Origin of the sequence: Larkinella terrae (assembly GCF_009668025.1) — a bacterium.
GTDB classification, from domain to species: domain Bacteria; phylum Bacteroidota; class Bacteroidia; order Cytophagales; family Spirosomataceae; genus Larkinella; species Larkinella terrae.
The window spans coordinates 437,897-463,148 of the sequence record NZ_WJXZ01000004.1 but is presented as its reverse complement, the minus strand read 5'-3'; the positions used below and the strand labels follow the sequence as shown (position 1 = coordinate 463,148).

Here is a 25,252-nt window from a genome sequence, read left to right as displayed (position 1 = left end):
GGAGTGCGGTTGAATCATCCGGCAACCGCCCGTTTTTATGCAGGAAAAGATGCTGGTCGCTTTCAAAACGTACCTCAAGCAACAGAATACGCCGTTGTCTGATGAACAGATCCGGCTGATTGGTGCTGCCGCTATTGCAAAAACCGTTCAACGAAAAGAAATCCTGTTGCAGGAAGGCGAGGTCTGTCGGTATAAAATCTTTATTGCCAAAGGCTTTTTGCGTACTTATCGCACCGGAGCAGATGGCAGTGAACACGTCCTTCAGTTTTCAACGGAACTTTCCTGGACAACCGACGGCGAAAGTTACGCGAATCGCTGCCCGTCGGCTTACAACATCGATGCCCTGGAGGATAGCCAGCTTCTAATGTGGAGCAAAGATGGTTTTGATGCCCTGTTCGACCAGATTCCCGCCCTCAGGACTTTCTCCGAACAACTCATCTCCCGGAATCTTCACTTCAGCCGAAACCGCCTTTACAAAACCATTAGCTCCACCCCTGCGGAGATGTATGAGGATTTTGCGAAAACCTACCCCGGCCTCCTCGCCCGGGTGCCTTTACGCATGGTGGCTTCGTACCTGGGCGTTTCGGTTAAAACCCTGAACCGGATCAGGCAAGCCCAGCTTCCCGTAAAATAGCGACAAATGTCCTCTTTTTCCGCCCGAACATTCCGCACTTTTGCCGGGAGAATGCCTGGATATTGGCCTGCCAGTCAATCCAGGCTGGTTCAGTAGTTAATCACAACCAAATATTGATTCGTATGCGTGTGTTTGTAACGGGAGCTACCGGTTTTATCGGTTCGGCGATTGTACAGGAATTAGTAAAAGCAGGGCATCAGGTGCTGGGACTTGCCCGCTCAGAAGCCGCGCTTAAAACGCTGGCGGAGGCTGGCGCTGAAGCCATCAAGGGAAGTCTGGAAGACCTGAACAGTTTAAAACAGGGCGCTTTGGAGACCGACGGCGTCATTCATACCGCCTTCATTCACGATTTTTCGAAGTATGCCGCAGCTGCCGAAACGGATAAACGGGCCATCGAAACCCTGGGCTCCGCACTGAACGGTTCCGGCCGACCGCTGGTGGTCACCGGCGGCATATTGGGCGTCCGGAACGATGGAAGCCTGATCACCGAAGACGATCCGGCACCCGGTTTTCCGCGGGCGTCCGAAACAACGGCCCTTTCGTTGGTGGAGTCCGGCGTTCCCGCGTCGGTTATCCGGTTGCCGCCCTCGGTTCACGACGCCGGCGATTACGGTTTTGTCCCTTTCCTGATCAGCATAGCCCGGAAAACCGGTGTATCCGCTTACGTAGGTGATGGAAGCAACCGGTGGCCCGCCGTACACCGGCTGGATGCGGCCCGGCTGTTCCGACTCGCGCTGGAAAAAGGAACGGCTGGAAGCCGTTACAACGGCATCGGTGACGAAGGGATCCCCGTTCGGGAAATTGCGGAGATCATCGGCAGGCAGTTGAACCTTCCCGTTGTCTCGATAACGCCTGAAGAAGCCGCCAGCCATTTCGACTGGATGAGTCGGTTTATTACGTTCGATAGTCCGGCTTCCAGCGTAAAAACCAGGGAGCAGTTGGGCTGGCAACCCACGCACCCCGGCCTGATTGAAGACCTCAGCGGGGAAGCTTATTTCAACTGATAAATGGTTTTGCCCGGCCGGTCAGTATTGGCCGATCGGGCAAAATTCCGTATTTTGAAGCTTATTTTCCCTGCGAAACCGCAGCCATCAACTTGCCTTCCAGCGCCGGGCGGGGGTCTTTGGAATTTGACAAAACCGCCAGACTCTTGCGGAATTCGAGCTGTAGATTGTCGCCGTCGAACCGGCAGGTTACATTTTCGTAATGGGCGGTTTCGATAAAACGCCAGGTCATCGTAAACGTATTCTCGTCGCTCCAGGCACCACTTCCGGCAATCTTGGTTTTGGTTTCTTTCGGCACCGAAGTCGGCACGAGCTTCAGCGGAACGGTCGATAAATCGGTGCTCCCCTCGGCCCAACGCCCCAGGCCGCAAACCACGCGGTGTTCGCCCTGATCGTCCTGAAGCGTGCAAACGCAGGAACCGTTCTGGAAAGCCAGCGACACCCGTTTGATATTCAGCGAATTATCCGAGATCTGATACGGTTTTCCGCTCACTTTTGCAGCAGTTGGCGAACTGGCTTGTCCGGCCGGCAACGGCAACGCCAGCGAAGCCAGTTTCGGTTTTAGCGGAACCGTAGATTTGGTCGCAATGGCACCTTGCTGAATACCGGGCAAAATATGTTTCCAGACCTGATCCAGAATGCCCTGCATATCGCTGGTTTCGCTGGTAATGGCAATAACCGTATCTTTTTCCGGGATCACGATGCAATACTGGCCGTAAGCGCCGTCGCCCCGAAAGGCGTTATTCCGGCACCGCCAGAACTGGTAGCCGTAGCCCTGCAGCCAGTCGTTTTCCTCCTTCGGCCGCGAACCGCCTTTCGACTGAATCTCGAATTTGGTAGCGTCCTCGATCCAGGCTTCGGGCAATAACCGCTTGCCATTCCACATTCCTTTTTGCAGGTATAACTGACCAAATTTGGCAATGTCTTCCGTCCGCACGCGCAATCCCCAGCCCCCGGTATTGATTCCTTTCGGATCGGTTTCCCAGTCGGCGCCCTCAATGCCCAGCGGATCGAAAAGCCGGGGTTTCAGATACTCCAGCACGGTTTGGCCGGTAATTTTCTGAATAATCGCCGACAGCATGTACGTGGCGCCACTGTTGTAGACGAAGAACGTTCCGGGTTCGTGTTCGACCGGCTGCGCCAGAAACGCCTTCACCCAGTTTTTATCGGAGTCGGCGCGCAGGGCGCCCGTCGAGTCCTTATCGTGGCCGGTTGCCATCATCAGCAGATCCTTCACCCGCATGGCCGCCAGATTGGGGCTCACCGTAGCCGGTACGTCCTGCGGAAAAAACGAAACGATTTTATCATCAACCGTCAGTTTCTTTTCGGCCACCGCCAGCCCAATGGCCGACGACGTAAAGCTTTTACTGAGCGAATACAGCGTGTGCTTCAGCTCGGGCGCGTACGGTGCCCACCAACCCTCCGCCACCACCTGACCGTGGCGAACCACCATCATGCTATGTACATTCAGCTTACCGGCTTCAATGGCGTTGACAAAATCCAGCAAACCCTCCGACGAAACTCCCTGCGCTTCGGGCAGACTGCGGGGCAAACGAACGGCACGAAGCGGAGCCGCCTGGAGCGACGCGGGCAGGGAGCCAATCAGGCCAAGGCCAGCCACACCCAGCCCCAGTTGATGGAGGAAAATCCGACGATTTAGGGTCATGTTTTTAGGAATAATATGATTTTACCGGGTTATTCTGCCAAAATACGCAGAAAATAGCAATCTTTAGGCCCTCGGTTCCCGATTTAATCACTAAACCCTGCAATGAAAAAAACATTTATCCGAACAATCTGCCTGGTAGGTACACTGGCGGGCTTCCATACCGTTTGGGCTACCGGCGAAACGCCCACGGCTGCGGAGAAAAAAAACAAAACCGTCGAGCCGTCGGCCATTAAACTTCCGGCCGGTTTTTCGGCTTCCATTCTGGCCACCGATATCGGCGCGGCCCGACACATGGCCGTTAGCAAGAATGGCGATATCTACGTCAAACTGGCCAAACTGAAAGACGGAAAAGGCATTTACCGACTGCGCGACACCAACAAAGACGGGGTGATCGACGAGCAGACCGGTTTTGGTGATTACCCCGGAACGGGCATATTTATCAAAAACGATTACCTCTACGCGTCGTCCAACAGTGGCGTTTACCGCTATCAGCTGAATGACAAAGGCGAAGTGATTCAGCCCGACCAGCCCGAAAAAATCGTGGAAGGACTGCGGCTGAAAGAGCGCGACCAATCCAAGTCCATTGCGGTCGATAATCAGTCGATGATTTACGTCAATATCGCGTCAGACAACGACGCCTGCCGCCAGGCCGGAACTGGTAAAGGACTGATGCCCTGCCCCTTGCTGGATTCAGCCGCTGGAATCTGGCAGTTTCATACCAACCGGCTCAACCAATCCTACAACGACGGGGTGCGGTTTGCCACCGGTTTGAAAAACGTGGTCGGGCTGGACTGGAATACCAAAACCAACTCGTTGTTCGTCGTGCAGCACGGTCGCGGTAAGTTCCACGATTTTTATCCGGAATATTATACGCCCAAGCAAAGCGCGGAATTACCGGCGGAAACCATGTACGAAGTGAAAAAAGGCGCGGACGGCGGCTGGCCGTATGTCTATTACGACCACATTCAGAAGAAGAAGATTCTTGCCCCGGAATACGGTGGCGATGGCAAAAAAACCGGTGGCGAAAAAGCGATGAATCCGGTGGTGGCGTTTCCGGCGCACCTGGCTCCGAACGGTTTGTTGTTTTACACCGGAACGATGTTTCCCGAAAAATACCGCAATGGCGCGTTCGTGGCGTTCCACAGCCAGTCGGCCGAATTGCAGAAAGGGTATATGGTAGCGTTTGTGCCGTTTAAAAACGGAAAACCGTCGGGACCGTGGGAGATTTTCGCCGACAATTTTGCCGGCATCGATCTCGCCAAACCAACCGGCCCCGTTCAGCACCGCCCCTGTGGTCTGGCGCAGGGAACCGATGGCTCGCTGTACGTCTCCGACGATCTCAACGGAACCATTTTCCGGATTGCGTATAAGAAGAAGTAGGTTATGATTCTCGTTTAAGATTCTACTTCGTTATTCGGTGTTCGTTATTCATTATTCGATATTTGGTTTACAAACTCCTAATAATATTGAATAACGAACACCGAATAACGAAGTGGGGACCACCGTCAGGCAATGACGCCCTTCAACTCAAACACCTCCGCCAGCAGTCGGTAGGATTCCAGGCGCTCTTCAAACTCCGAGGCCACATTGACCAGCATCAGTTCATCGACTTCGTACTGATCGGCCATTTTAAGCAGTTGCTTTTTCACTTCCTCCGAACTACCCATAATCATCCGCTGCCGATTGTGCTGAATCCGCGCTTCTTCGGCGGGCGAATACGAGACGGTTTTCAGATCGTTGTAGTCGAACGGATTCACTCTCCCCCGAAGTTCATACTGTAAAAACCGGTAGTCGACCATCGCCTGTTGCCGCTGGACCACTTCGGGGTCGTCGGAGCAGAAAACGAAAAACGCAACGTTGACCTGCGGCTCTTCCAGGTTCTCGGAGGGCTGAAACCGGCTCCGGTAATGCTGCACGGCTTCGGGTCCGCCGTGCGGATTGATGAAATGCGCGAAGGAAAATCCCATGCCAAAATGGGCCGCCAGCAAACCGCTATGACCCGTAGAGCTCAGCACCCACTGCTCCGGCACGGATGGCGGAACCGGCATGGCCCGTACCTGCGCCTGAGCGCTGCCCGGCGCGTAGCGATCATTCAGATAATTCTGTAGATCAAAGAGTTGCTGCACCAGATCCTGTTCGCTAAACGTATTGGTCGGGTTCAGCAGGCTGGCCGTAACGCGGTCGCCACCGGGGGCGCGGCCCATGCCGAGGTCGATGCGGCCGGGGAAAAGCGCTTCCAGCATCCGAAAATTTTCGGCCACTTTCAACGCGCTGTAGTGCGGCAGCATCACCCCGCCCGAGCCCACGCGAATGGAGTTCGTTTGTCCGGCCAGGTGAGCGATTAATATTTCCGGCGTCGTTCCGGCTAACGAAGTAACATTGTGGTGTTCGGCCACCCAAAACCGGGTGTAGCCCAATTCTTCAGTCCATTTGGCCAGTGCGACGGTTTCCTGCAACGCTTCGCGGGCGGTGCTGCCTTTCCGAATCGGCGACTGATCTAAAACACTTAACTTCATTTCTGATTCCGATTATCACGCAATAGTTCTATTGTTATAGAACAACAATAAAACCGGAAAAAGGTGCCGGGCTGGTTGGAATAAAACGGTGTAACTCGGCACGGTTTTCGGGAAAGGCGTTAGGTTTTTTCGATCTATTGCGCTAACTCGGTTGCGTATTCCGTTTATTTTCAGCCTGAACCATGACCCGACTTATTCCCTTTTTCGTCTTTTTCCTAAGCGTGCTGACCGCAGCGGGCCAGTCGTCGTCGGTGGCAAGTGCCGATACCGGAATCATCGGTCAGGCCCGCTACCGGATCGATTTTCCCGCCAACTGGAACCAGGCCGGTGGGCCAAAACGATTACTCCTGTACGCCCACGGCTATGAAACCATCGGTAGTAAACATGGTCCTTTGAGTGGCGGATGGATGACTCCTTTCCTGAAAAAAGGATTTGCCGTGGCGCAATCGGCTTACCGGCGGCAGGGTTGGGCGGTTTCCGAGGGCGTTGACGATACGGAAGCCTTGCGGCAATATTTCGTCAAAAAATACGGCCAGCCGGACACTACGTTCATTACCGGTCATTCGATGGGTGGCATGATCACGCTGGCAACCATCGAAAAATATCCGCAACATTACCAGGGCGCTTTGCCGTTCTGCCCCGTTTCGGAGCACATATCCCAATTTCTTCAGGGGCATTTGTTTGAGATGCTGGTCACATTCGACGCGCTTTTTCCTAATACGCTGACGCTGGAAAAACTCGCCAACGGAACCGCAAAACCAATTTCGGGAGAAAGTATCGCGCAGAAACTCGCAATCGATTCGCTGACCGGGCAGCAGTTTGCCCGGCGGTTTGCCATCAAATACAAAGACCTGCCGAGCGTTCTCTGGTTTTTTCAGGAAATCTACCGCGACATCAGCCAGCAAGCGGGCGGAAATCCATTCGATAATACCAACGCATTGTACAGCGGTTTTCCGGACGACGCGCTCGTCAACCGCCGGGCCATTCGGCTAATGGCTCAGCCCAGAGCCCGGTCATTTCTAGGCCCTTATACGTATTACAGTGGTAAAATCAGCGACCCGGTTTTGCTGGTTCACACGACTTACGACGAACTGATTCCGCCGGAAAACGGAACGGCTTACGACGCCATTGTCCGTCAGGCGGGCAACGACCGGCTTTTTGTCATGAAGTTTACGAACGGACAGGGCCATTGCCGGTTTACGCCCGGCCAGACCGAAGCGGTTTTCGATCAGTTGCGAAACTGGGTGAAAGCAGGCCAAAAACCGGTCGCCGGGGAAGTAAAGTGATATTCCCGGTTCACCTCTCCTGATTTAACCAGTTGATCGATTAACCCAAACCCATCTGCAGCAGGTCCGCTTCAGCCAGATCGAAGCGGTTTTTAGTTGCCATTTGTCGTCACGCCATCCCCAAATAACCCAATAAAAACATTTTTCCAAACAAAAAACTAATGTATTAGTTGTAAAACTAAATCATTAGTCATATATTTGATTTCAACATTTCAGTCATCCCACTTTTACCCGATATGCAAGTTCGCGAACTGACCAATGCCGAAGAGGAAATCATGAAGGTGTTGTGGAAAATCGAAAAGGGATTTGTCAAGGATGTTCTCACGGAGCTTCCCGAACCTAAACCCGCCTACAACACGGTTTCGACGATTATCCGCATCCTCGAAAAGAAGGGTCTGGTGGGCTACCGCGCCTACGGCAAAACGCACGAGTACTACCCGCTGATTACGGAGGAAGAATACAAACGCTTCGAAATGGAACAGCTCATGTCGGGTTATTTCGACAATTCGCTGAAAAAACTGGTATCGTTTTTCGTCAAGGATCGCAATCTGAGCCTGAAAGAAACCGACGAAATCATCGAACTCCTAAACCGTAAAAAAGAATCATGAACGCAGCCCTCGATTACCTGCTCAAAGCCAACCTGTTTCTGGTGCTGTTCTACGGCTGTTACTGGCTGTGGCTGCGAAAACACACGTTTTTCCGGCTCAACCGGCTTTACCTGCTGGCGTCGGTTCTGCTTTCGTTGGTATTGCCCTTCATCGAATTGCCGACCGAAACCGTCGAAACGATTCCCGTGCCGGTGATGGTCTTCGCATTGCCCGTCACGGTGACGGCCCCGGAACCCACCGGACCGGATTGGGAAACGATCGGTTACTGGTTTTACGGCGCCGTGGCGGTGGTTTTGCTGCTCCGGCTGCTGCTTCAGGTGACCGGTATTGGCCGGCTGATCCGGCGCTCCGAGCGGCACGCTGTGGACGATTACACGCTGGTGCTGCCGTCGGATGAGCGCGTGCCGACTTTCTCGTTTTTCCGGTTTCTGGTGCTGTGCCGCCGGGATGCGCAGACCAGCAACACGCCGATCGTGGCTCACGAACTGGTTCACATCCGGCAATGGCACAGCTTTGATGTGTTGCTGCTGGAGGTCGTTCAACTGATGTTCTGGATGAATCCGGTGTTGATTCTATACAAACGATCGATTCAGCAGGTGCACGAGTTTCTGGCCGACGCCCAGGCCGAGGACAAACACGAATACGCTACTTTTCTGGTGAACTACGCCTTTGGCATTCAGCCCAATACACTAACCAACGGTTTTTTCAAGCCTTCCCTGATCAAGGAACGGATCCTGATGCTGCAACGCCGGGCCACCAGCCGATGGGCGTTGGGGAAATACATACTTGTGTTGCCGTTGCTGCTGAGCCTGCTGGCGATGACCACGGCGCGCGAGGAAATCACCCAATTGGTTGCGCCGGTTATTGACGAGAAAATAACGGTTTCGGGAAAAGTCACCGATACCAATGGAAAACCGCTGGCGGGCGCAACGGTAGTCGTTCTGAACGGAACGAACGGTTTTCAAACCGATGCGCAGGGCCGTTACGAACTAAAAAACGTGCCGACCGACGCCAGACTCGTTGCCAGTTATGTGGGTTTCGAGAGCCAGACAAAAGCAGTTTCGGGTAACAAAACCCTGGATTTTACGTTGACCTCCAGCATAAAATCATTACAACCCGTGGTGGTCGTCGGGTATGGTGTAAGTCCGAAACCGGCGACAACCTCAGCAACAACGCCTTCGAACGCAAGCGGCCCCGTATTTACAGTGGTCGAGCAAAGTCCGGAGTATCCGGGGGGAATGAGCGCCCTCGGGCAATACCTGGCCACAAATGTTCGCTACCCGGAAGAGGCTCGTCAGACCCATACGCAGGGGACGGTTTTCGTGCAATTCACGGTCGATTCGCAGGGCGACATTACCGGGCTACGCGTGAAAAAAGGCATCGGGGCGGGCTGCGACGAAGAAGCGGTGCGGGTTGTCAGCCAGATGCCGCGCTGGAAACCGGGGATTCAGAATGGCAAACCGGTGATGACGCAGTACGTTCTGCCCATTCAGTTTCAATTGGAAGGCAAGGAAGACAAACGAAGTGGGCAGGTCATTCAGGACAATTCGAGCCCGGCCAATGTCATCATCCGCACTCCGTTGAGTACTGATCCGAATGCTAAACCGCTGTATATCGTTGACGGAAAAAAACTGGCCTCTACCGAGACTCTGGCGACCACCATCGGTCCCAACAGCATCGCATCCATCAACGTTTTGAAAGGAGCTTCGGCAACATCCATCTACGGGAACGAAGGGCAAAACGGGGTCATTGAGGTGACGTCCAAACAGAAAGTCATGGGCGAAACCATCCAGACGACGACCCAGCCCGGTTTTGGCAGCCAAGCCGTTGATTTTGTGCTGGATGGGAAAACGATCACCCGGGAAGAATTTCAGAAGCTGAACCCCAGCAGTCTGGAACGGATTGAAGTTGATCACACCAAGACGACGTATACCATCAAAGCCACTTCCAAAAACTAAGGTTGTCATGAAAGCAACAAAACCCTTCTCCACCCGGCTCCGCTTCTGTCAACGCCGATTCGATAACCGATTGATTGCCTACACATTTGGCCCTAAACAGTCGGCATTTGTCACGCCTTTTTTTCAATCGTCCACCCTTAAACAACGGATTATCATGTTGCAGAAATCAGAAACCAGTCGCTGGGCCATCGCCAAGTACGGTTTTGCCACCCTGCTGATTGCCAGTCTGTTCGTCTTTGTGGCTGCCTGCGAAGACCAGTCGAAGAAAGAGGTGGTCAGTCAGGGACCGATCACGCTTTCCGGCCAGATTTTCAGCTCCAACAATACGCCGATACCGGGTGCCAATATTGTCCTGAAAGGATCGCAGGCAGGCACCAACACCGACGCCAACGGCGCATACCAGCTCAAAGTACCCGCCAATGGAACCCTGGTGGTTTCATTTGTCGGCCACCAGAGTATCGAAGTTCCGGTCAACGGCAAGGATGCTATTTACGTTCGGCTGGCCCAACCCAACGACGGCACGCAATCCAGCTACTGGACCGGTTCGCCCCGAATTCCGAAACACGCCAACAACACCAAGTTCAGGGATTTGCTAGACCGCAAAATGGTGGATGACGGTAACGGTGAAATTTTTACGGTGGTTGATAAAAATCCCGAATTCCCGGGTGGCATGCCCGCTCTGGGAGCCTATATCATTAATAACATGAAATACCCGGAACCCGCCCTCCGCGCCCACGTCAGCGGCAGGGTCTTTCTCTCGTTCGTCATCAACACGGACGGCAGCATGCAGGATATTCAGATTCTGAAAGGCATCGGTTTTGGTGCCGACGAAGAAGCCGTTCGGATGATCAAAGCCATGCCCCGCTGGAAACCGGGAACGCAGGATGGAAAACCGGTGCGGGTGAAATACAACCTGCCAATTAATTTTAGTCTGAAAGATCACCAATGAAAGTTGCTCCTTCCAAACGGCCGCCCGCGAAGTCCTGAAGCCGAAATTTGATCAGAGTAAATTAAAAAGCCCCGAAACTGCGCAGTTTCGGGGCTTTTTTAGTTATTTCTGCTTGTTCCTGGGGAAGAACGACATGAATTTTTCGTAAAACTTTTCGTACACCTCGGGAGCGTTGCGCTTTTCCCAGCCCACCGCAAACTCGGTTTTGGCCCGTTTCCAGGTGATGGTTACGTCCGGGTTTTCCGGTTTTTCAATCTTGGCGGTTTTGATTTTACACTCCTGCTCCAGCGTTGCAAACGTCCGCTGCGTCGTGTCTTTTTTTTGCTGGCCCAACTTCGTAAAACCGCCTTCGGAACCTTCCCGGTAATACATCAACCCGTTGTCCAACAGGCGGTATTCCGGTCGGTCCGTCTCACTTCCAACTTCCACGACGATCTGCCGACCCGTATAGCGATTCGGGAATGTTGACCCCGTTGTGGCCGTTTCCTGAGCCCTCGCAACGCCGGTTTCGACCAGCCACATCAAACAAAAAACAAAGAACAATCTCACAATTCGCAAACCCATCAATCCATCTCTATTTGAGTAAACACTACATTATTAACTCCCAAACCGGCGAAAAATTGCCCGGTTTCTCATTCCCCATTCCGGTTCGGTTTAACGCATGAAGGCGGTTTTTACGGCGGAGTCGGTTTGCCGTACGTTTCCTCCTCCAACCGAACCGACTTTCCAAACAACCCTCTTTTCAACTTCACTACCAGCAGGTTATCAAAATCTTCCGACTCGATTTTAGCCTTTGATGGTTTGGTTCCCAACCCCTGCGCGATCTCCAGAATCGTGTTACTGTGGCCGACCACCAGGATATTCCTGCCCTTCGTTTGTTGCACCATTTCTACGACCGCACCGACCGGTTTGGCCGGATACGACTCGATGGGCAGGTTGAGGTGCCGGGACAGCGGTCCGGCGGTTTGCTGCGTCCGGCGGGTCGGCGTGGTCAGAATCCGGCTGATCCGCTCATCCTCCAGCCGGTCAGCCAACGCCTGAGCGCGCTCGAAGCCAACGGCCGACAAACTGGTCGTATCGGCCTCACTCACCTTTTCGCCGTGCCGAACAATGAAAACCGTCGAAGTCGAACAGGCCGATAAGCCAATCGTAACCAGCAAAACCGACAGCCATTTGTAGTTCATACCATACCAAAAGTTGTTGACTACGTTACTATAAACCTGTAAGGTCTAAGCGACCCCGTCTTGAAGACCTTACAGGTTTATAGGTTTTTTAACTCTTCACTCGCAACTCCTCCACTGCCAGCCAGCTCATCAAACCGGCGCCAATTTCGAGTGCCGACTCGTCGATGTCGAAGGTAGGCGTGTGAACACCGGAAATGATGCCACGCGCTTCATTGCGGGTGCCAAGGCGGTAAAAACACGAATCGACGACCTGCGAATAGAAGGCAAAATCCTCGCCCGCCATCCACAAATCCAGGTTCACGATGTTTTCGGGACCCATGTATTCCGTTGCGGCCGAACGCATCCGGCGGGTCAGTTCGGGGTGGTTTTTCAGAAACGGATACCCGCGCACGACGGTAAATTCGCAAACCGCGCCCATCGCTTCGGCCATGCCTTCGGCCATTTTTTTCATCCGCCGTAACCCGTCTTCCCGCCATTCTTCGTCCATGCAGCGAAACGTCCCTTCGATTTTGACTTCGTTCGGAATGACGTTCGTCACGCCGTCGGCAACAAACCGCCCAAACGACAGCACCGACGGATTGGCCGGTTTGCGGTTGCGACTGATGATCTGCTGAAGTGCCACGATGATGTGCGACGCAATCAAAACCGGGTCGATGAGCTGGTCGGGCATCGCGCCGTGGCCGCCTTTTCCGATCACGGTCAGATACAGTTCGTCGGTGCTGGCCATGTACATGCCTTCCCGAAAACCGATTTTTCCGACCGGAACATTCGGTGCGACGTGCTGTCCGAGCATACTGGCCGGAGACGGATTTTCCAGGACGCCGTCCTTGATCATCAGCGAAGCGCCACCGGGTGCTTTCTCTTCCGCCGGTTGAAAAACCAGCTTGACGGTTCCCTCAAACTGGTCACGGAGTTCCTGCAAAATGCGCGCAGTTCCGAGCAATGACGACGTATGAACATCGTGCCCGCACGCGTGCATAACACCTTCGACGGTCGATTTATACGGCACATCGTTGGCTTCGTGAATCGGCAGGGCGTCCATGTCGGCGCGCAGACCTACGACCCGGTTTTCCGACGAACCGGTTTTCCGGCCTTCGATCAGCGCCACCAGACCGGTGTTGGCAACGCCTTCCTGCGGAGTCAGGCCGATGGCTTTGAGTTGCTCGGCCACAAACCGGGCCGTATTGTATTCATTGAACGACAATTCCGGATTGGCGTGCAGGTGTCGCCGGTTGGCAACGATATCGGCAGCGTATTGCCGGGCCAGTGTTTTGATTTGATCTTTCATTCTATTTTGTACCCACGGACCGGGCCGCGCAGGCTTTCGTCCGTGAGATTCGTTCAAGTGGGGAGTAAACCCTAATTCATACCATTCAAAATTACGGACTTTCGTCCGTAGGTACGTCAGTTTGCCAAAAACTGATAATCGTTGATCAGCGTCCGGAGGAACGTGGTATCGTCCAGATCCGAACGAACGCCGATGACTTGTTTTACTTTGTTGGCGGCCAACCCGCTAATTTCGGGGTTGTTCTGCCGCAGGGCTTCCCGGACAATGTTCAGGTCGCGGTCGGACAATTGGGCCACTTCGGGAAAACGAACCTGGTAATCCTCCGGTAACGCCCGGTAGATCACCTGAGCAAGCGAGACGGGCCGGGTTAGTTTCACAACCGTGGTTCCGGCCGCAATATCGCCCACCCGCTGCCCTTTTCCATTCACGGCAATCGTAATAACGGCCACCATCCCGCCCAGAAAAAAGGGCGATTCGATGAGCCGGAGCAGCCAGCGAAGCAGATACGCCCCCAGGCCGGGTTGCGATCCGTCGAGCATGACCACCCGGATTTTCATTGCGATTTTTCCCAGACTTTGCCCATTCAGAAACACTTCACACACTAAATCATAAAGCATGAACGGCAACAGCAAAAATAAACCGGTCCAGAAATTACTCCGGAATACGGTTGGCAGTTGCGCCACCAGAATCGCGTACAGGATTATCCACCCAAAAAAAATCAGGTAATCGAGCAGCAACGCCAGAATACGGTCGCCCAGGCTGGCGGGTTCGTACTCCAGCGTAACGTTTTGGGATGTCAGAATCGAAACCGTCATACGATTACACCCTGTCAGCGGTCGGAGACCCTGACAGCGGTGAGTTATACTAGAATCATTAATAACCGCTGTCAGGGTCTCCGACCGCTGACAGGGTTAAAGATGGTTAAAAATAGTCTCTGCAAAATAAACGTCCGAATTCTGTTCCGCTAACTTTTGCAGACGGGCTTCCGAATACGGAATTTCGGTGGTCACAACGCGTTCCAGCAGCGACCGAATGGCGTCCGGCGAGGTCGCGTCCGTTACCGCACCGAGCTCTTCGGATTGCACCAGATGGCCCAGATAACCGTAATCCGACGCCAGAACCGGTTTTCGGGAAACCGCAGCCCGCACCACCACCGACGCCATGCCGACGTGGTGCTGGTATAACGCCAGAACGTAGTCCGATAGCTCAAAATGAACCTGAATTTCGCGCCCTTTTATTTCCCGAAACACCCGGACAACCTGCACGTCGGGGCCCACCTCGGCGATTTTACGTTCCACCAGCGCCCGGAAGTCGGGCTGGATCGGCCCGGCCAGCACCAGACAAAGGCGGTTTTTCTGTTGCGCCGGCAAGCGTTTCATCGCTTCCAGCAACGGTTCGATGCCTTTCCGGTCGTCGAGGTGACCAAACAGCAGCAAAATCCGGCGGTTGGGTTCAATTTGCAGGTTTGCGCGCAACTGTTCGACTTCGGCGGGCATAATATCGTACGATTCGACCGGATCGGCCAGAGGCCAGATTTTGATGTACGGGCTTAACTGCCGCAACCCATCCACCGCCGAATGATCCAGGCAAAACAGATTCGCCAGACTTTTACCGCCCAAAACCGCTTTCAGGGTTATTTTTTTCCGGGCATCATTCAGTTTGGCCTTGATGCCGGGCCGCACTTTGTAATGAAAATCCGGACGAAAATAAATCCCGGAAACCGCACAGGGTGCCGAACGGCCCAGCCAGCTTGCCAGCATAAAAAGGTCAAAATACATGAGCAGGACGTGATCGGGTTCATGCATTCCGATGTATTTCAGCATCAAATTCCATTCCTTGAACGAACGCGTAGCCATCGACGCTCCGTGGACGATTTCAATGTCCGACGACGAGATCGGCACAAACCGGACGTTTGCAGCCCCCGGTTTTTGTTTCGTTAACGCATCGTACTGCTTCTGAAACGATTGCTGCGTCACGACAATCAATTCGCCTTGGAGCCGGTTTGCGATCCAGTATGTAATCAAATGCGTCAGATAATCAGCGTGATGCCCGTCGATGATTGTATCAAAAAGCAGAATTTTCTTCGCTCTGTTCACTTATGCAATACGTTGATAAACCTGTAGTGTTTGGCTCGCCGTTTTTTCCAGCGAAAAGTATTTTCCGCGCTCGTACCCTTTCCGGATCAACGACTGGCGCAGCGAATCGTCGGCAATTATTTTTTCGACCTGCTGCCGCAAATCCGCTTCCGATTGTGGATCGAAATACAGAGCCGCGTCCTGCGCCACTTCCGGAAAACAGGACGCCCGACTCAGAATCACTGGACAACCGGCCGCAAAAGCCTCCAGAATCGGGATTCCGAAACCTTCGTAAAGTGACGGATAGACAAAGGCCAGCGCTTGCTGATAAAACCGGAACAGGGCAAAATCGCTGTCGATGCCGCGTTGAACGACCTGGTCCGTCAGGCCGAGCTGCTGGATTGACTGAATTTCCTCCGCATTGAACGCTCCGCCCCCGGCGCAAATCAGTTGAATGGGACGGTTTTTGTGGAGCGTCGGCGCAATGGCTTTCAGGAAAAAGGCAAAATTCTTGTAATCGTTGCGCGTGCCTACGTACAGCAAATACGCTTCCGGAACAGGAATCTGAAAGGTTTCGGGCACGTTCAGGTTCTGAAAAACCGTTGCGTGATGCACGACGGTTATTTTTTCCGGTTTGATTCGGAACAACTCGATCAGGTCCTGTTTGGTATTTTCCGAAACTGCAATCACCTGCGCCGAACGGTCCAGCAGCGTTTGTTTCAGGTCCTTTGAGGCATTGTCGATGTGACCGAATTCGGCGCCAAACTTGTCTTTGATCGCGTCGTGATACGTCAGGACGAACGGTTTTTTCGCGTGGTTCAGAAAGTACGGATGAAAGAACGTCGGGTGAAAAACGTCGTACTGATTCCGCTTCAACTGCGCGATGCTCCACAACCGGTTTACCTGGGAAAAAAGCATATTGGTGGGCATAAAACCCAGAAAATACGGAAAAGACTGCACCCGAAACGCGTCACTTTCCAGCAAATAGGCGTTGTTGGAAAACAAGAGCGAGAGCTGGGTTTCAACCCCTTTCTGCTGAAGCGATACCATCAGGTCGTAAAAATACCGGGATACTCCTCCGTAGCGCACTCCGGTAAAGGCCTGATGGTCAAACAATATTTTCATACCTGATTTAAATACGCACCGAAACTGCAAACTTACGGAGAAACCCTTTGACAACGACTATTCGTGAACGAAATCGACGGTATAGCCCCGGTTTTGATGAGCGGTTTTGAAATATGGGATTTGCTTTGCAACTTATCCGACCCAATGGGTTTCGGCCCATAACCCGGTTTTTTCATGCGTGAAGCAGTTTTTATCAAACGAAATACGGAAAAGTGGCAGGAAATCGAAAGCGAACCGATTACCGCCAACGACCGCACCGACCCCGACATTCTGACCGAACGGTTTATTGAACTGACCGACGATCTGTCGTACGCGCGGACGTTTTATCCAACTTCGCCCGTTACGCGCTACCTCAACGGGCTGGCGGCCACCATGCATCGGCGGCTGATGCTCAACAAACGCGAAGACCGCGGCCGGTTCGTGCAGTTCTGGAAAATTGAACTGCCGTTGCTGTTTCGGAAATCGCACCGGCTTTTGCTGGTGTCGTTCCTTGTGTTTCTGGTTGCGGCCACCCTCGGCTGGGTTTCGGCGGCCAACGATGACACCTTCGTCCGGCTGATTCTGGGCGACGATTACGTCAACATGACGCTCGAAAACATCCGGAAAGGCGATCCGCTGGCGGTTTACAAAAGCGGTGGGCAGGCCGATATGTTTCTGGGCATTACCGTCAACAACATCCGGGTTTCGTTCATTGCGTTCATTCTGGGCCTGTTTGCGTCGTTTGGCACCCTTGCGGTGATGTTTCAGAACGGCGTCATGCTGGGCGCTTTTCAGTATTTTTTTTACGAACGGGGCCTGCTGCTGCCGTCGGTATTGACCATCTGGATTCACGGAACGCTCGAAATTTCGGCGATTGTGATTGCGGGGAGCGCCGGTCTGACGCTCGGCAACAGCCTGTTGTTTCCGGGAACCTGGTCGCGGCTGGAGTCGTTCAAACGGGGAGCCAAACAGGGGCTAAAAATCGTGATCGGTCTGGTACCGGTTTTCATCACGGCGGGTTTTCTGGAAAGCTTCGTTACGCGCCTGCCGTTGCCTCCGGTGGTCAGTTCGATTATTATCCTGGCGTCGGCTGCGTTCATCATCTGGTATTTTATTCTGTATCCGATCCGGCTGGAAAAAAAGTTTAACTAGTTTAGTGACTGTCTAAACTTTATAATTTTCCTTCTTTCGCTTTGCCCCCAACCCCCTAAAAGGGGCTTTAATCGGTGTGCTAAAGCCCCCTTTAGGGGGTTGGGGGCAACATAGAAAACATGATTTACTATTTTTGGACAATCTCTTATCGTTTCTGATTTATAGTCAAAAAGCAAACTATTGAAAATCTAAGACATAAATTAAAAACTATAAACTCCACACTATGAACTTATACCAAACGCGCGATTTCGGCGAGAAGATCAACGCTACGGTTCAGTACGCGGTCAAAAATATTCGCACCCTCGGCATGGCGCTGCTGTACATTGCCGGGGCTCCGGCCCTGATTGCGGGCATTGCTTCGGGGATCGCGTCGGCGTCGATGTGGTCGGTTCAGCCCACCATTGGCAGTAAGACCCAGATGAATTCCTGGATGCTCCAGCAGCTTTCGAGTCCGTATTACATCGTTGCGATCGTGCTGGCGATGTTCATTCCGCTGCTCGTCAATCTGACGGTTTACGGCCATTTGAAAGTATACAACCGCAACTCCGGTGAGCCAATAACCGTGGAAGCGGTTTGGGCCGAAGTTCAGAACGCGCTGGGGCGGGCGCTCGTCACCTGGCTGGTTGTCGGTATGCTCGTCGTCGTTGCCACGCTGTTTCTGGTGATTCCGGGCATTTACCTGGGCGTAGTGTTTACGCTGGCGTTGCCCATTGTGGTTTTCGAAGAGGGTTCGGTTGGTTCTTTTATAGGGCGCAGTTTCGATTTGATCCGCGACAAATGGTGGTCGACGTTCGGACTGATCATCATCATCAGCTTCATTGCTTACATTCTCAGCTTTGCCTTCAACGTCCCGGCAGCCGGTGTCAGCATGATGGTGGCGTTGAAACTGGCTCCGAACGTGCCGGTTTACGTCACCATTCTGACCAGCATTCTGAGTACGGTGGGCGGTGTGGTGGTTTCGTCGCTTATCGCGTTAGGCATTGCTTTTCAATACTTTAACCTGGTTGAATTGCGGGATGGCCGCAGCATTCTCTCAGCAATCGACAGCATTGGCTCGCCTTTGCCTCCGCCCATTCCCCGTTCCAACAATGAAGGCGATTATTAAGCGACTGATTTATAGTTTGTTGTTGCTGAACCTCGGCGGTTTTCCGGTTTGGGCGCAGTTGCCCGTTCCCCAGCCGAAAGATACGGTGCAGGCGCAACCCGCACCCGACGACCGCAGTCCGGTGCTGATTCGCAAACCCAAAACCGCCCGACTCGACGACTTCCGCAACGACCGCGAGTATCAATACGGCCAGGATCTGAAACCGGCCAATAGCTTGTGGGCTAAATTCTGGACCTGGTTCTGGCGGAAAGTAAACGAGTTTATGCGGAGTAAATCCTACCAGAATTTCTGGCAGTATGTGATTCTGGCGATGGCCGCCGGGGTGGTGATCTGGCTGTTGATTAAAGCCGAAATTCTGGGATTCATTTTTAGTAAGGGAGCCAGCAGTACCGCTTTGGAATACGAGACCCTGACGGAAAACATCCACGAAATCGATTTTGAGCAGCAAATCGAAGCGGCCATCGAACAGCGGAATTACCGGCTGGCGGTGCGGCTGCTCTACCTGCAAACGCTGAAACACCTGAGTAATCACAACCTGATTGACTGGAAACCGAACAAAACCAACCGTAGTTACGTCTACGAACTGGCACAGTCGCCCCGGCAGCCGGAATTTGAATCCCTGACGACGCAGTTTGAATACATCTGGTACGGCGATTTCCCGATTACCGAAGAGCGGTTCAAGCCCTTGCAGGAGTCGTTCGAGCGGTTCCGGCGGTAGTTTCCCGGTTTACAGCTGAAGGATTTGAACAGGCATTTGAGTCGCATAGCGACTTTATGTTTGTAGCAAAAACCGATCGATTCATTCTTCTCAGGTCACGTAGCGATCTAACTCGATTTTTCGTTCGGTCGCTACGCGACCCATATAGTCAACCCGGCTGCATTTCTACAAACATTGGGTCGCTATGCGACCAGAATTTATCAGATATCCCAAAACCGGCCATTTTCAATTTACAACCCTCCGGTTTTTCCACCATCCACCGGTACATTAATTCCGTTGATGGCAGCGGCTGCAGGTGTGCAGAGAAAAGCGGCTGCGGCCCCCACTTCCTCCGGTTCGACAAACCGCCCCATCGGAATTTCGGCCCGCATCTGCGCTTCAATTTCAGCCCGCGATTTCTGTTGCGCCTTCGCCCGGTTGTCGAGGGTAGCATCCAGACGGGCGGTTTTTGTATAACCAGGTAACACATTGTTCACAGTGATGCCAAATTGCGCCAGTTCGAGCGACAGCGTTTTGGCCCACTGCGCCACCGCCCCGCGAATGGTGTTGGAAACGCCCAGCCCGACGATCGGCTGTTTCACGGAAGTGGAAATAATGTTGACAATCCGGCCATATCCCGCCCTTTTCATCGACGGCACCACGGCCTGCGCCAGGAGCTGATTATTCAGTAGATGAGCCGCAAAGGTTTTGGTGAATTCCTCCAGTTTGGCATCGATAAGTGGCCCGCCCACCGGACCGCCGGTGTTGTTGATCAGCAGGTGAACCTCTGGAAATTCTGCCAGATAGGCATCTACGACGGTTTTGACATCGTTTGGATTCTCAAAATCGGCCACCCGGTACTGGTGTTTCTGGCCCAATTTCGTGTCCAGCGAAGCCACGGCGGTTTTTAATTTCTCTTCATTTCGGGCCAATAGCGTGACATTGGCACCCAACAAGGCCAGTTCAACGGCGGAAGCGTAGCCAATTCCCTGCGTGCTGCCACAGACAATGGCGGTTTTTCCGGTAAGCGAAAGATTCATATTTCCAGTAATTAAAGTCTACCCATTGGAGTAACCCGCTAAATAACGGCGTTACAACAAGATTTTTACTAATTTACCAATCAATTCGTGGAAGTAATCAGTTATTGATCCAAACCGCTTTTTGCAAAACCGTACCGGTTTCCAATCATCAACCCCGGCGAATGAATTACGGCCAAAAGCGTCCGATCCTGTAAATTTTCACGATACCGATCCGGTTTTGATGATCTTTGCTAACACATTAACCTACACACAACCATGTCAAAAGGTCTTATTATTGTCATCGTCATTGCTCTGATTTTTGGTTTCTTCGGATGCAGCACATATAACGGTATTGTTGGAAAAGACGCGAACGTCGGCGAAAAATGGGCGCAGGTGCAGGCCCAGTACCAACGCCGGGCCGACCTGATTCCGAACCTGGTCAACACCGTCAAAGGGGCCGCTAATTTTGAGAAAAGCACGCTGACGGCCGTCATGGAAGCCCGTTCGAAAGCTACCAGCGTTCAGTTAAGTGCAGATCAGCTGACGCCCGAAAATGTTCAGAAATTCCAGGCTGCGCAGGATCAGTTGAGCGGTACCTTATCGCGCCTGCTGGCCGTATCCGAAAACTACCCGCAGTTGAAAGCCACCCAGAACTTCTCCGAACTACAGTCGCAGCTGGAAGGGACCGAAAACCGCATTACGGTAGCGCGGAACGACTTTAACGCGGCCGTGAAAGACTACAACGTTTCCGTACGTACGTTCCCGGCCAACATTTTCGCGGGCATTTTCGGTTTCTCGCCCAAAGGGTTCTTCGAAGCCTCACAAGCCGCCCAAAACGCCCCAACGGTTCAGTTTTAAATGGTGGGTGATGAATTATGAACGATGTATGTTCCGACACTTCATTCCTAATTCATCACTCATCGTTCATAATCCGTCATTCCTTTCATGTCCGCAATCAACCTTTTCACTGCCGAAGAGCAGCAGGAGATCATTCAGGCGATTCGGTCGGCTGAACTGGAAACCTCGGGCGAAATCCGGGTTCACATTGAACTGCTTTGTCCGACTCCCGATGTCATCGAGCGGGCGGTGCAGGTTTTCCGGCAACTGAACATGGATCAAACCGCCCAGCGGAACGGCGTGCTGTTTTACCTGGCCACCGACGACCGGAAGTTTGCCGTACTGGGCGACGAAGGCATCGACCGGGTTGTTCCCAAGGATTTTTGGGAAACCACCAAAGAGGTCATGCGCGAGAATTTCCGCAACGGCCGGTTTACGACCGGTTTTTGTCTGGGAATCGAGCGCGCAGGCCAGCAATTACGGCAGTATTTTCCTCGATTGGATGATGATACCAACGAGCTTTCCGACGAAATTTCACACTAAATGAATCTTTCCTTCGTCACATATCGCATTGCCCTACCGGTTCGAATTCTGTTGATTCTTCTTTTTGCCGTCTTTGCTTTTCAGACGTACGGACAGGATGATGTCATTCCGGACAAACCCAATCCGCAGCGTCTGGTGAATGATTACGTCGGCATTCTGCAACCGGATGAGCGGGCGAGACTGGAAGAAAAACTGCGGGTTTATAACGACTCGACCTCCACTCAGATCGTCATTCTGATTGTCAAATCGACCGAGCCCTACCCGATTGGTGATTTCAGTTTTCAGGTGGGCCGGAAGTGGGGCGTGGGGCAGAAAGGGCAGAATAACGGCCTGGTTCTGACCTGGGTACCTTCCACCCGCAAAGTGTTTATTGCGACGGGCTACGGCCTGGAAGGCGCCATTACCGACGCCATTTCCAAGCGGATTGTCAGTCAGATTATCGCTCCGCACTTTAAGAAGGAAGAATGGTACGCGGGTTTAGACGAAGCAACGACCGAAATCATCCAGCGCGCCAGCGGTGAATTCAAAGCCGACGCGTCCGACGATGGCGATGCCGGGGACGGAATTATCTTCTTCCTTATCATTTTCGTGATCATCGTTGTCATTATCTGGATCAGCCGGAACCGGGGCGGTGGCGGCAGCAACCGAAACCGGGGTGGCGGATTCTTTCCGGTTCCCTTCCCGACGTCCACCTTTTCCGGCTGGGGCAGCTCGTCCGGTAATTGGGGCGGAGGAGGTGGTGGCGGAGGCAGCAGCTTCGGCGGTTTTGGGGGCGGCAGCTTCGGTGGTGGTGGCGCTGGCGGGGATTATTAAAGAATCCGTCGAAATACCTTCTATCAGCCCACTGCTTCAGCTGTGGGAAAGCGAAAATAACCCGACAAATGAAGGGTTTTAACGGTTTCCATGCCTAGAAAACCGTTAAAACGGCTATCAATTCGGGTTTTATTTGGCGCCCCCGGTTTCAACCGGGGGCTAATAAATAGCGATTTTGTCGGTTATTTAATCTGAATCAATTAATCACAAATTAACTTCATTTGCCAAATCAGAAAGATTTAAACTAGGATATACATATATGTCTTTAAATCGCTCACGCAGCTCTTCCATCGTTCGAAAGAGTTCTTTCTGATCGACAGGCTTATTATTTTCTACTTCCTTTACGGTTATTTCAACTTCCTTTTTCCCAAAGCGTTCTTTAATAGCCTCCAAAAAACCAGTATCTAAAGAATCAGTTGGCGCTTTCAGTGTTAGTTACATCGCTTTATACGTTTAATTATTTCCAAATTAACGTTTTTTCACTGAACGGCGTTATCTCCCCGTCAATCAAAAACCGCTTGGCATCCAGCCAGGCCAGTTGCTGAAATCCTTCGATGTGATAATGTTTGATGGCCCCTTTGTTGCTTTCCAGCCAGACGTTTCGCTCCGATTCGTAGAGGGAGTTCTTCGTTCGTAACGTCGCTTTCACCAGCCGGGGTTGGCGGGTAACCGAGTCCAGTTCGACGCGCAATTGCTTAACCGGCAGGTTTTCACCCGGTTTCAAAACGTATTCGTACGTCAGCGAATCCGGGCGGTTTTTCTGGTAACTGGACTGATACGCCTGTTTATTGATATCCGCTTGCAGAAACAAATCCAGCTCGCGACTCCAGTCGATGGTTTTCGTCGTTTGCCGTTCCTTGTCATCACCAAAACCGGCCTGTTTCACCACCGTAGGCTGTTGTTTCTGCAACTGGCTGATTTGCCGCTCGATATACGACTTCAGGTCGTAGTAAGTCCCGGCGGGTGCTTCCTTGGTCGGATTGGAACAGGCGGCCATCCCCAGAACAATAACAATTCCGTAACTAAATTTCATCCTGATAAAAAATAACCCCTGACTTTCCAATCAGGGGGCGTACACTGCTTGTTACCCAGTTGGCGAACACCAACCCGAGTCGAAAAGTTTTGTTGAGAACAAAGAAGAGAGAAGTGAGACGAGAGACTAAAAACCGGTAACCATCTCTTGTCTCACTTCTCATCTCTTTACTCTATTTTACTCTATTCCGCAATCAAACTGTGGCCCGTCATCACGGCGGGTTGTTCGATGCCCATCAGTTGCAGGATCGTGGGGGCAATGTCGGCCAGAACGCCGTTGTTGAGCTTCGGATGGAAATTGTCATCGACCAGAATACACGGAACCGGGTTGGTCGTGTGAGCGGTATTGGGCGAGCCATCTTCGTTGATCATGTAGTCGGCATTCCCGTGGTCGGCAATCACAATGGTTGAATAACCGTGGGCCAGCGCCGTGGTAATCACGGCCTGCGCGCATTGGTCAACGGTTTCGGCGGCTTTTACGACGGCCGAAAAAACGCCCGTATGCCCCACCATATCGGTATTGGCAAAGTTCAGACAGACGAAATCAACCTGTTCGCGCTCCAGTTCCGGAATAATGGCGTCGCGGATGTCAAACGCGCTCATTTCCGGTTTCAGGTCGTAGGTTGCCACTTTGGGCGAAGGACACAGCAAGCGGCTTTCGCCTTCGAACACGTCTTCGCGCCCCCCGGAAAAGAAGAACGTTACGTGCGGATATTTCTCGGTTTCGGCAATCCGAATCTGTTTTTTACCCGCTTTCGAAACCACTTCGCCGAGCGTACTCGTCAGGTTATCTTTGTCGTAAATGACTTTTACGCCCACAAATTCGTTGTCGTAATTGGTCAGCGTGACGTAATACAGATTCAATTTCTTCATATCCTGCTCCGGATAATCGCGTTGGCTGAGCGCCAGCGTGATTTCACGGCCCCGGTCGGTGCGGAAATTGAAACAAAGCACCACGTCGCCATCCTGAATCGTCGTCAGCGGACTGCCATCGGGATTCGTTACGATGATCGGCTTGATAAACTCGTCGGTGACACCTTCTTCGTACGATTTATGAATGGCCGACAATTCACCGCCCACCTCGCAGGTGTCGTGGCCAACGCCTTTCACCATCGCATCGTACGCCAGCTTGACGCGTTCCCAGCGGTTGTCGCGGTCCATGGCGTAATACCGCCCGATGATCGTGGCAATCCGGCCCGTACTGGTTTTCAGGTGATTATCAAGATCGGCCAGAAAACCGTAGCCACTTTTGGGGTCGGTATCGCGGCCGTCGGTAAAGGCGTGGATGAACACATCCGTCAAACCCTGTTCATGCGCCACCGTGCACAATCCTTTCAGGTGTTCGATGTGGGAGTGCACCCCGCCGTCGGACACCAGCCCGATAAAATGGACTTTTTTACCGTTGGTTTTGGCATAATTCAGCGCATCCAGCAAAACCGGTTCTTTATCGAGGGTATGCTGTTCGACCGCTAAGTTGATTTTCACTAAATCCTGATACACAATTCGCCCCGCGCCGAGGTTCATGTGCCCTACTTCGGAGTTGCCCATCTGACCCGCCGGTAAACCAACGGCCAGGCCCGAGGCTTCGAGCTGGCTGTGTGAATACTTCGTATACAGCGAATCAATAAATGGCGTATTGGCGGCATCAATGGCCGATACATCGATCTTTCGGGCAATTCCCCAGCCGTCCAGAATCATCAAAATGACTTTCTTGTTCATGCTTCGAAATTAACAATATCAGCGGCAAAAGACATTATTTTATGGTTAAAGATGGTTTGGATG

At 52.7% G+C, this 25,252-nt stretch carries 25 protein-coding genes; 13 read left to right on the top strand and 12 right to left on the bottom strand.

The genetic code is table 11. From position 1 onward, the window contains the following. The first annotated feature begins 37 nt into the window (after positions 1-37). Positions 38-634, top strand: a complete 597-nt coding sequence (locus tag GJJ30_RS09070; protein ID WP_229313042.1) for a Crp/Fnr family transcriptional regulator — start codon at positions 38-40, stop codon at positions 632-634. 122 nt (positions 635-756) lie between these two features. Continuing rightward, positions 757-1,638, top strand: coding sequence for an SDR family oxidoreductase (locus GJJ30_RS09065; protein ID WP_154174810.1), 882 nt, complete (start codon positions 757-759; stop codon positions 1,636-1,638). 61 nt (positions 1,639-1,699) lie between these two features. Here GJJ30_RS09065 and GJJ30_RS09060 read toward each other — a convergent pair whose 3' ends face one another. Continuing rightward, positions 1,700-3,304 (bottom strand): serine hydrolase domain-containing protein, encoded by a 1,605-nt coding sequence (locus GJJ30_RS09060; protein WP_154174809.1) that lies wholly within the window; start codon positions 3,302-3,304, stop codon positions 1,700-1,702. A 102-nt stretch (positions 3,305-3,406) separates the two neighbouring features. Here GJJ30_RS09060 and GJJ30_RS09055 point away from each other — a divergent pair, with 102 nt between their 5' ends. Further along, positions 3,407-4,684 carry a PQQ-dependent sugar dehydrogenase gene (locus GJJ30_RS09055; protein WP_154174808.1) on the top strand — a complete coding sequence of 426 codons (1,278 nt, stop codon included), beginning with the start codon at positions 3,407-3,409 and terminating at the stop codon, positions 4,682-4,684. A gap of 125 nt (positions 4,685-4,809) precedes the next feature. Here GJJ30_RS09055 and GJJ30_RS09050 read toward each other — a convergent pair whose 3' ends face one another. Beyond that, on the bottom strand, positions 4,810-5,820 hold the full coding sequence (locus GJJ30_RS09050; RefSeq protein WP_154174807.1) for an LLM class flavin-dependent oxidoreductase: 1,011 nt from the start codon (positions 5,818-5,820) through the stop codon (positions 4,810-4,812). 182 nt (positions 5,821-6,002) lie between these two features. On the opposite strand from GJJ30_RS09050, the gene GJJ30_RS09045 reads away from it, so the two are divergent. The 4 genes from GJJ30_RS09045 to GJJ30_RS09030 all read left to right on the top strand — a co-directional run bounded on the left by GJJ30_RS09045 (position 6,003) and on the right by GJJ30_RS09030 (position 10,621). After that, positions 6,003-7,106, top strand: a complete 1,104-nt coding sequence (locus GJJ30_RS09045; protein WP_154174806.1) for an alpha/beta hydrolase family protein — start codon at positions 6,003-6,005, stop codon at positions 7,104-7,106. A gap of 236 nt (positions 7,107-7,342) precedes the next feature. Continuing rightward, entirely contained in the window at positions 7,343-7,714 is a 372-nt protein-coding gene (locus tag GJJ30_RS09040; RefSeq protein ID WP_124879024.1) for a BlaI/MecI/CopY family transcriptional regulator, read from the top strand. Then, a complete protein-coding gene (locus GJJ30_RS09035; protein WP_154174805.1) occupies positions 7,711-9,672 on the top strand; it encodes a M56 family metallopeptidase in 1,962 nt (653 codons plus the stop codon). The genes GJJ30_RS09040 and GJJ30_RS09035 overlap by 4 nt, the downstream gene beginning before the upstream one ends. 7 nt (positions 9,673-9,679) lie before the next feature. Then, a complete protein-coding gene (locus GJJ30_RS09030) occupies positions 9,680-10,621 on the top strand; it encodes a TonB family protein (RefSeq protein WP_154174804.1) in 942 nt (313 codons plus the stop codon). A 102-nt stretch (positions 10,622-10,723) separates the two neighbouring features. Here GJJ30_RS09030 and GJJ30_RS09025 read toward each other — a convergent pair whose 3' ends face one another. The 6 genes from GJJ30_RS09025 to GJJ30_RS09000 form a co-directional block, all read right to left on the bottom strand. Further along, positions 10,724-11,164: a hypothetical protein gene (locus GJJ30_RS09025; RefSeq protein ID WP_154174803.1), complete on the bottom strand. Its 441-nt coding sequence runs from the start codon at positions 11,162-11,164 to the stop codon at positions 10,724-10,726. A 131-nt stretch (positions 11,165-11,295) separates the two neighbouring features. Further along, the gene (locus tag GJJ30_RS09020) at positions 11,296-11,805 is read right to left on the bottom strand and encodes a phosphoglycerate mutase family protein (protein ID WP_154174802.1); all 510 of its coding nucleotides are present in this window, start codon (positions 11,803-11,805) and stop codon (positions 11,296-11,298) included. Positions 11,806-11,893: 88 nt separating this feature from the next. Further along, positions 11,894-13,093, bottom strand: coding sequence for a M20 metallopeptidase family protein (locus GJJ30_RS09015; RefSeq protein WP_154174801.1), 1,200 nt, complete (start codon positions 13,091-13,093; stop codon positions 11,894-11,896). A 116-nt stretch (positions 13,094-13,209) separates the two neighbouring features. Continuing rightward, entirely contained in the window at positions 13,210-13,908 is a 699-nt protein-coding gene (locus GJJ30_RS09010; RefSeq protein ID WP_154174800.1) for an RDD family protein, read from the bottom strand. Between the two features lie 96 nt (positions 13,909-14,004). After that, positions 14,005-15,189 (bottom strand): glycosyltransferase, encoded by a 1,185-nt coding sequence (locus GJJ30_RS32575; RefSeq protein WP_154174799.1) that lies wholly within the window; start codon positions 15,187-15,189, stop codon positions 14,005-14,007. Next, complete coding sequence (locus tag GJJ30_RS09000; RefSeq protein WP_154174798.1) at positions 15,190-16,293, bottom strand: glycosyltransferase family 4 protein; 1,104 nt, start codon at positions 16,291-16,293, stop codon at positions 15,190-15,192. Between the two features lie 174 nt (positions 16,294-16,467). Between GJJ30_RS09000 and GJJ30_RS08995 the strand changes: the two genes are divergently transcribed. From GJJ30_RS08995 to GJJ30_RS08985, 3 genes are all read left to right on the top strand, one after another. Beyond that, positions 16,468-17,424 carry a stage II sporulation protein M gene (locus tag GJJ30_RS08995; protein ID WP_154174797.1) on the top strand — a complete coding sequence of 319 codons (957 nt, stop codon included), beginning with the start codon at positions 16,468-16,470 and terminating at the stop codon, positions 17,422-17,424. A 223-nt stretch (positions 17,425-17,647) separates the two neighbouring features. Beyond that, positions 17,648-18,529 carry a hypothetical protein gene (locus GJJ30_RS08990; RefSeq protein WP_154174796.1) on the top strand — a complete coding sequence of 294 codons (882 nt, stop codon included), beginning with the start codon at positions 17,648-17,650 and terminating at the stop codon, positions 18,527-18,529. Beyond that, the gene (locus GJJ30_RS08985) at positions 18,513-19,247 is read left to right on the top strand and encodes a DUF4129 domain-containing protein (RefSeq protein WP_154174795.1); all 735 of its coding nucleotides are present in this window, start codon (positions 18,513-18,515) and stop codon (positions 19,245-19,247) included. Before GJJ30_RS08990 ends, GJJ30_RS08985 begins: the two co-directional genes overlap by 17 nt. A gap of 230 nt (positions 19,248-19,477) precedes the next feature. Here GJJ30_RS08985 and GJJ30_RS08980 read toward each other — a convergent pair whose 3' ends face one another. Next, positions 19,478-20,266 (bottom strand): SDR family oxidoreductase, encoded by a 789-nt coding sequence (locus GJJ30_RS08980; RefSeq protein ID WP_154174794.1) that lies wholly within the window; start codon positions 20,264-20,266, stop codon positions 19,478-19,480. A gap of 255 nt (positions 20,267-20,521) precedes the next feature. Between GJJ30_RS08980 and GJJ30_RS08975 the strand changes: the two genes are divergently transcribed. The 3 genes from GJJ30_RS08975 to GJJ30_RS08965 all read left to right on the top strand — a co-directional run bounded on the left by GJJ30_RS08975 (position 20,522) and on the right by GJJ30_RS08965 (position 22,438). Next, entirely contained in the window at positions 20,522-21,103 is a 582-nt protein-coding gene (locus GJJ30_RS08975; RefSeq protein ID WP_154174793.1) for a LemA family protein, read from the top strand. An 87-nt stretch (positions 21,104-21,190) separates the two neighbouring features. Then, positions 21,191-21,625 (top strand): TPM domain-containing protein, encoded by a 435-nt coding sequence (locus GJJ30_RS08970; protein WP_154174792.1) that lies wholly within the window; start codon positions 21,191-21,193, stop codon positions 21,623-21,625. Next, positions 21,626-22,438 (top strand): TPM domain-containing protein, encoded by an 813-nt coding sequence (locus tag GJJ30_RS08965; protein WP_154174791.1) that lies wholly within the window; start codon positions 21,626-21,628, stop codon positions 22,436-22,438. It begins immediately after the preceding gene. Positions 22,439-22,642: 204 nt separating this feature from the next. Here GJJ30_RS08965 and GJJ30_RS08960 read toward each other — a convergent pair whose 3' ends face one another. The 3 genes from GJJ30_RS08960 to gpmI form a co-directional block, all read right to left on the bottom strand. Then, a complete protein-coding gene (locus tag GJJ30_RS08960) occupies positions 22,643-22,831 on the bottom strand; it encodes a hypothetical protein (protein WP_154174790.1) in 189 nt (62 codons plus the stop codon). A gap of 64 nt (positions 22,832-22,895) precedes the next feature. After that, on the bottom strand, positions 22,896-23,471 hold the full coding sequence (locus GJJ30_RS08955) for a hypothetical protein (RefSeq protein WP_229313041.1): 576 nt from the start codon (positions 23,469-23,471) through the stop codon (positions 22,896-22,898). Between the two features lie 182 nt (positions 23,472-23,653). Further along, complete coding sequence (gene gpmI / locus GJJ30_RS08950) at positions 23,654-25,189, bottom strand: 2,3-bisphosphoglycerate-independent phosphoglycerate mutase (RefSeq protein ID WP_154174789.1); 1,536 nt, start codon at positions 25,187-25,189, stop codon at positions 23,654-23,656. Between the last annotated feature and the right edge of the window lie 63 nt (positions 25,190-25,252).

Coding starts and splice junctions, on each gene's coding strand:
- GJJ30_RS09050 (WP_154174807.1), bottom strand. CDS start 5,820: ATGAAGTTAAGTGTTTTAGATCAGTCGCCGATTCGGAAAGGCAGCACC.
- GJJ30_RS09015 (WP_154174801.1), bottom strand. CDS start 13,093: ATGAAAGATCAAATCAAAACACTGGCCCGGCAATACGCTGCCGATATC.
- GJJ30_RS09010 (WP_154174800.1), bottom strand. CDS start 13,908: ATGACGGTTTCGATTCTGACATCCCAAAACGTTACGCTGGAGTACGAA.
- GJJ30_RS09060 (WP_154174809.1), bottom strand. CDS start 3,304: ATGACCCTAAATCGTCGGATTTTCCTCCATCAACTGGGGCTGGGTGTG.
- GJJ30_RS09035 (WP_154174805.1), top strand. CDS start 7,711: ATGAACGCAGCCCTCGATTACCTGCTCAAAGCCAACCTGTTTCTGGTG.
- gpmI (WP_154174789.1), bottom strand. CDS start 25,189: ATGAACAAGAAAGTCATTTTGATGATTCTGGACGGCTGGGGAATTGCC.
- GJJ30_RS08965 (WP_154174791.1), top strand. CDS start 21,626: ATGAATCTTTCCTTCGTCACATATCGCATTGCCCTACCGGTTCGAATT.
- GJJ30_RS09040 (WP_124879024.1), top strand. CDS start 7,343: ATGCAAGTTCGCGAACTGACCAATGCCGAAGAGGAAATCATGAAGGTG.
- GJJ30_RS08980 (WP_154174794.1), bottom strand. CDS start 20,266: ATGAATCTTTCGCTTACCGGAAAAACCGCCATTGTCTGTGGCAGCACG.
- GJJ30_RS09045 (WP_154174806.1), top strand. CDS start 6,003: ATGACCCGACTTATTCCCTTTTTCGTCTTTTTCCTAAGCGTGCTGACC.
- GJJ30_RS08990 (WP_154174796.1), top strand. CDS start 17,648: ATGAACTTATACCAAACGCGCGATTTCGGCGAGAAGATCAACGCTACG.
- GJJ30_RS08975 (WP_154174793.1), top strand. CDS start 20,522: ATGTCAAAAGGTCTTATTATTGTCATCGTCATTGCTCTGATTTTTGGT.
- GJJ30_RS09020 (WP_154174802.1), bottom strand. CDS start 11,805: ATGAACTACAAATGGCTGTCGGTTTTGCTGGTTACGATTGGCTTATCG.
- GJJ30_RS08985 (WP_154174795.1), top strand. CDS start 18,513: ATGAAGGCGATTATTAAGCGACTGATTTATAGTTTGTTGTTGCTGAAC.
- GJJ30_RS08970 (WP_154174792.1), top strand. CDS start 21,191: ATGTCCGCAATCAACCTTTTCACTGCCGAAGAGCAGCAGGAGATCATT.
- GJJ30_RS09065 (WP_154174810.1), top strand. CDS start 757: ATGCGTGTGTTTGTAACGGGAGCTACCGGTTTTATCGGTTCGGCGATT.
- GJJ30_RS09000 (WP_154174798.1), bottom strand. CDS start 16,293: ATGAAAATATTGTTTGACCATCAGGCCTTTACCGGAGTGCGCTACGGA.
- GJJ30_RS09030 (WP_154174804.1), top strand. CDS start 9,680: ATGAAAGCAACAAAACCCTTCTCCACCCGGCTCCGCTTCTGTCAACGC.
- GJJ30_RS08955 (WP_229313041.1), bottom strand. CDS start 23,471: ATGAAATTTAGTTACGGAATTGTTATTGTTCTGGGGATGGCCGCCTGT.
- GJJ30_RS09055 (WP_154174808.1), top strand. CDS start 3,407: ATGAAAAAAACATTTATCCGAACAATCTGCCTGGTAGGTACACTGGCG.
- GJJ30_RS08995 (WP_154174797.1), top strand. CDS start 16,468: ATGCGTGAAGCAGTTTTTATCAAACGAAATACGGAAAAGTGGCAGGAA.
- GJJ30_RS09070 (WP_229313042.1), top strand. CDS start 38: ATGCAGGAAAAGATGCTGGTCGCTTTCAAAACGTACCTCAAGCAACAG.